Origin of the sequence: Aeromonas sp. 604176 (genome assembly GCF_049170755.1) — a bacterium.
Lineage (GTDB): Bacteria > Pseudomonadota > Gammaproteobacteria > Enterobacterales > Aeromonadaceae > Aeromonas > Aeromonas veronii_A.
On record NZ_JAAKNE010000176.1, the window covers coordinates 1 to 5,104 of the forward strand.

4 protein-coding genes and 1 tRNA gene are annotated in these 5,104 nt (G+C 59.5%); all 5 read left to right on the forward strand.

The window, feature by feature from the left end; translation table 11 throughout:
- A partial coding sequence (locus G5358_RS19960; protein WP_421324776.1) for a ribose-phosphate pyrophosphokinase occupies positions 1 to 726 on the forward strand: 726 nt, incomplete at its 5' end.
- A gap of 116 nt (positions 727 to 842) precedes the next feature.
- Positions 843 to 2,831, forward strand: a complete 1,989-nt coding sequence (locus G5358_RS19965) for a bifunctional metallophosphatase/5'-nucleotidase (protein ID WP_421324777.1) — start codon at positions 843 to 845, stop codon at positions 2,829 to 2,831.
- A gap of 218 nt (positions 2,832 to 3,049) precedes the next feature.
- Complete coding sequence (pth, locus tag G5358_RS19970) at positions 3,050 to 3,640, forward strand: aminoacyl-tRNA hydrolase (RefSeq protein ID WP_167574292.1); 591 nt, start codon at positions 3,050 to 3,052, stop codon at positions 3,638 to 3,640.
- A gap of 61 nt (positions 3,641 to 3,701) precedes the next feature.
- Complete coding sequence (ychF, locus tag G5358_RS19975; RefSeq protein ID WP_005353921.1) at positions 3,702 to 4,793, forward strand: redox-regulated ATPase YchF; 1,092 nt, start codon at positions 3,702 to 3,704, stop codon at positions 4,791 to 4,793.
- 234 nt (positions 4,794 to 5,027) lie between these two features.
- Positions 5,028 to 5,104, forward strand: a tRNA-Met gene (locus G5358_RS19980).

A 5,104-nucleotide genomic window follows, 5' to 3' on the forward strand; every position in this document is an offset into this window, starting at 1 on the left:
GATGCTCTGCGTCGTGCTTCAGCTGGCCGTATCACTGCCGTTATCCCCTACTTTGGTTATGCCCGTCAGGACCGCCGTGTCCGCTCCGCCCGTGTACCCATCACCGCCAAGGTTGTCGCTGACTTCCTCTCCAGCGTCGGTGTGGATCGCGTGCTGACCGTTGACCTGCATGCCGAGCAAATTCAAGGTTTCTTCGACGTTCCGGTAGACAACGTGTTCGGTAGCCCGGTGCTGCTGGAAGACATGAAGTCCAAGAACCTCGAGTCTCCTGTCGTCGTCTCTCCGGACATCGGTGGCGTCGTGCGTGCACGCGCCATCGCCAAGCTGCTGGATGACACCGACATCGCCATCATCGACAAGCGCCGTCCCCGCCCGAACGTCTCCCAGGTCATGCACCTGATCGGTGACGTTGCCGGCCGCGACTGCATCATCGTTGATGACATGATCGACACCGGCGGCACCCTGTGCAAAGCCGCAGAGGCCCTGAAAGAGCGCGGTGCCAAGCGTGTATTCGCCTACGCTACCCACCCGGTCTTCTCCGGTTCCGCCGTCGAGAACATCAAGAACTCCGTTATCGATGAACTGATCATCACCGACTCCATCCCGCTCACTGCGGAGATGAAAGCGGTCGGCAAGGTCAAGCAGCTGACGCTGTCAACTGTACTGGCCGAAGCCATTCGTCGCATCAGCAACGAAGAGTCCATCTCTGCCATGTTTGAGCATTGATAGATTCAGCAATAACGAAAACCGCCATCAGGCGGTTTTCGTCTTTCTGGACCTTCTCTTTCCAACTTTCTGCTATCTGGTACGACCCTGCCCCCGGCAGGCTTAAGGATTTACCCATGAATTGCTTGCGTCCCCTCCTGCTCGCGACCCTTACCTCCGCCCTGTTCGCCTGTCAGCCCGTCAAAGAGAACCCGCCCTTCGTGCTGACCCTGGCTCACATGAACGACACCCACTCCCAGTTTGATCCGGTCAATGCGGAGATCAAAGGGCAGATCTTTGCCCAGCAGGGGGAGACGGACACCCTCTATACCCGCTTTGGCGGTTACCCGCGCCTGCTGACCATGGCGAAAGCCTATCAGGCCGATGCGCTGGCCAAGAACCAGCCCTTGCTGCTGCTGCACGGCGGTGATGCCTGGCAGGGCAGCGGCTACTTCAAACTCAACGAGGGGATGGCCAACGCCGAGTTGCTGAGCCAGTTCGGCCTCGATGCCATGGCGCTGGGCAACCACGAGTTCGATCTGGATAACCAGAAGCTGGCCCGCTTCATCGAGGGGGTCAACTTCCCGGTGCTGGCCGCCAACCTCGACACCAAGGCCGATCCGGCTCTCAGCAAGGCTGACAACCTCAAGCCCTTCGTGGTCTACGCCTTTGACGGCAACCAGAAGAGCCCGGTCACCGATCTCGACAACCTGCCACAAGGCAAACAGCTGGTCGCCGTCATCGGTCTGGTACTGGAAGACATGGGCAATATCGCCCCCAACGTCGGCAAACTGCGCTTTGGCAAGGAGGTCGCCTCGGCTCAGGCCACGGTCGACATGCTGCAAGCCAAGGGGATCCACCAGATCGTGGCGCTGACCCACATCGGCAACGAGCGGGATCTGGCGCTGGCCGCCAAGGTAAACGGCCTCGATGCCATCGTCGGCGGCCACTCCCACAGCCTGCTCGGCGATTTTCGCAATATTGGCTGGGGCAAGACCGGCGATTACGCCAAGCTGGTGACCAATCCGGATGGCATCGGCAAGACCTGCGTGGTGCAGGCGGGCTCCTACGCCCAGGCCATCGGTCTGGCACAGGTGACCTTTGACAGCCAGGGTCAGGTGACCGACTGCCAAGGCCACAACAGCCTGCTGGCCAGCCGCGACTTCTTCGCCGATGCGGCGCGCAAGCAAGCACTCGACGACGCCCGCAGCAAAGAGGCGAGCCAGTTTGTCGACAACCAGCCCAATCTGGTGACCGTGGATGAAGATCCGCGCCTGCGCGGCATCATCGACAGCCACTACAAACCGGCGCTAGAGAAAGCCTACGGCCCGGTGATCGGCACCATCCCCGAGCAGCTGCAAAATGCCCGTCGTCCCGGTGACAACGGCAGCGACAGCCACGGCTCAGATGTAGCGCCGCTGGTTGCCGAAGGGGAGTTCTACTGGGCCAATACCCCAGCAGTGCAAGCCCTGACCGGCGGCCCGGTCGATTTTTCTCTGGTGGCGGTGGGCGGCGTACGCGCCGACCTGCCCGCTGGCGAATGGCGTGAGGGGGATAGTGCCCTCACCCTGCTGCCGTTCAAGAACCAGCTCTCGGTGCTGACCCTGACTGGCGCCGAGGTGCGTGCCCTGCTGACCGAGACCATCACCGCCACCCTGCCCGCCAGCGCCCATGCCGGCAAGTTCCCCTATGGCGGTAACCTGCGTTACACCTTCCAGGAGACCGACGCAGGCAAGGCGGGCACCCTGACCCAATTGCAGCGCAAGACCGCAAGTGGCGAATGGCAAGATCTGGTGGATAACCAGCGCTATCGGGTGGTGATGAACGCCTACAGCGCCAACGGCAACGATGGCTGGCAGGCACTGGCCAATGCCCAGCGTCAGAAGAGCGAGCGGGTCGATATCGCCAGCGTCAATGGCAAGCTGACCGCCTTCCCGGTGCTGAAGGTGGCACAAAACGGCGAGCTGCTGAGCGCCGTCTATGCCCCGGGCCAGCCCCTCGATTGCAAAGCCAGCGGCGTGGATTGCGGCACCGATGCAGCTTCTTTCGTGGAGTATGTGCGCGATGCCCGTCCCACCCTGACCGCACTGGATGAAGAGACCGTAACCCTGTTGCGTGCCAAATAACGACGGTAGTCAACCGGGCACAATCCATCGGCAAGCTGAAACGGGCCTCATGCAAGAGGCCCGTTTGCCCACCGTTAGCCACCCATTGGCCGCAATAATGCTGCAAATCCCGCCATAACATGCGCATTGGTTGAGTGATCGCCACTCGGCGGCTAGAATATTGCGTCCTATTGCCCTGGGTAGTGTGCCCACGGCAGCTGCGAGTGAAGACATCAAGCGTGACAAGCGAAATCAAACTGATCGTCGGACTGGGCAACCCCGGCCCGGAATATGCCAAGACCCGCCACAATGCGGGCGCCTGGTATGTGGAGCAACTGGCCCGCTGGCACAATGTCAGCCTGCGTGAAGAACCCAAGTTCTTCGGCCATACTGCCCGCATCCTGGTCGAGGGGCAGGATGTGCGGCTGCTCATCCCGAACACCTATATGAACCTCTCTGGCAAGGCGGTGGCCGCACTGGCGCGTTTTTATCAGATTGAGCCGGAAGCGATGCTGGTGGCCCATGACGAACTGGATCTGCCGCCTGGCATCGCCAAGTTCAAGCAGGGTGGTGGTCACGGTGGCCATAACGGCCTCAAGGACATCATCGCCAAGATGGGCAACAACAATAACTTCTTCCGGCTGCGTCTCGGGATCGGCCATCCCGGCAGCAAAGAGCAGGTGGCGGGCTTCGTCCTGACCAAGGCCCCCAGCAGTGAACAGAACCTGATCGACGCCGCGCTGGACGAGTCCCTGCGCGCCACCGACATCCTGTTCAAACAAGATATGACCAAGGCCATGAATCGCTTGCACAGCTTCAAAGCCGAATAAAGCATGACACGGGCCGCCTACGGGCGAGCCTCACAGCATCCATCAAGTAAGGTAACAATCCATGGGTTTTAAATGCGGTATCGTGGGCCTGCCCAATGTAGGCAAATCCACCCTGTTCAACGCACTGACCAAGGCCGGTATCGAAGCCGCCAACTTCCCGTTCTGCACCATCGAGCCGAACACAGGTGTGGTGCCGATGCCGGATCCCCGCCTCGATCAGCTGGCTGCCATCATCAATCCGCAGCGCGTTGTACCGACCACCATGGAATTTGTGGACATCGCCGGTCTGGTTGCCGGTGCCTCCAAGGGTGAAGGTCTGGGTAACCAGTTCCTGGCCAACATCCGTGAAACCGAAGCGATCGGCCACGTAGTGCGCTGCTTCGACGACGAGAACATCATTCACGTTGCCGGCAAGGTCTCCCCTGCTGACGATATCGAAGTGATCAACACCGAGCTGGCCCTGTCGGATCTGGACGCCTGCGAGCGCGCCATTCACCGCCAGTCCAAGCGCGCCAAAGGCGGCGACAAGGATGCCAAGCTTGAAGTAGAAGTGCTTGAGAAGATCAAGGTCGCACTGGAAAACGGCCAGATGATCCGCGGCATGAAGCTGGATAAAGAAGAGCTGGCCGCCGTGAGCCACCTCAACTTCCTGACCCTGAAACCAACCATGTATATCGCCAACGTGGCGGAAGATGGCTTCGAGAACAACCCCTATCTGGACAAGGTGCGTGAAATCGCCGCCGCCGAGAACGCGGTCGTGGTCGTGGTCTGCTGTGCCATCGAAGCCGACATCGCCGAACTGGACGACGAAGATCGCGCCGAGTTCATGGCTGACCTTGGTATCGAAGAGCCGGGCCTGAACCGCGTGATCCGCTCCGGCTACCAGCTGCTCAACCTGCAGACCTACTTCACCGCCGGTGTGAAAGAGGTACGCGCCTGGACCATTCCGGTCGGTGCCACTGCCCCGCAAGCGGCTGGCAAGATCCACACTGACTTTGAAAAAGGCTTTATTCGCGCCCAAACCATCGCCTTTGAAGACTTTATCAACTACAAGGGTGAGCAAGGCGCCAAGGAAGCGGGCAAGATGCGCGCTGAAGGGAAAGATTACATCGTCAAAGATGGCGATATCATGAACTTCCTGTTCAACGTCTAATCCCATGACAGGCCAGCATTTGCTGGCCTGTTTTTTATCTACCATTGCCCGGGCAATAATGGCAATGTCTTAAAAAAAACCAAATTGTTGGGCTTTTGCGCAACAGAGACCAATAACTGGTCAAACGCACTCAAATTGCGTTTTTCTGGCAAAAAAAGGGTTGACGCCCCAGAGCCAGATACGCATAATTCGGCCCGCACGGTGACGAGGTAACGACTCACCGGAAGCAAGGTTGGCTATGTAGCTCAGTTGGTTAGAGCATCGCACTCATAATGCGGGGGTCACAGGTTCGAATCCCGTCATAGCCACCA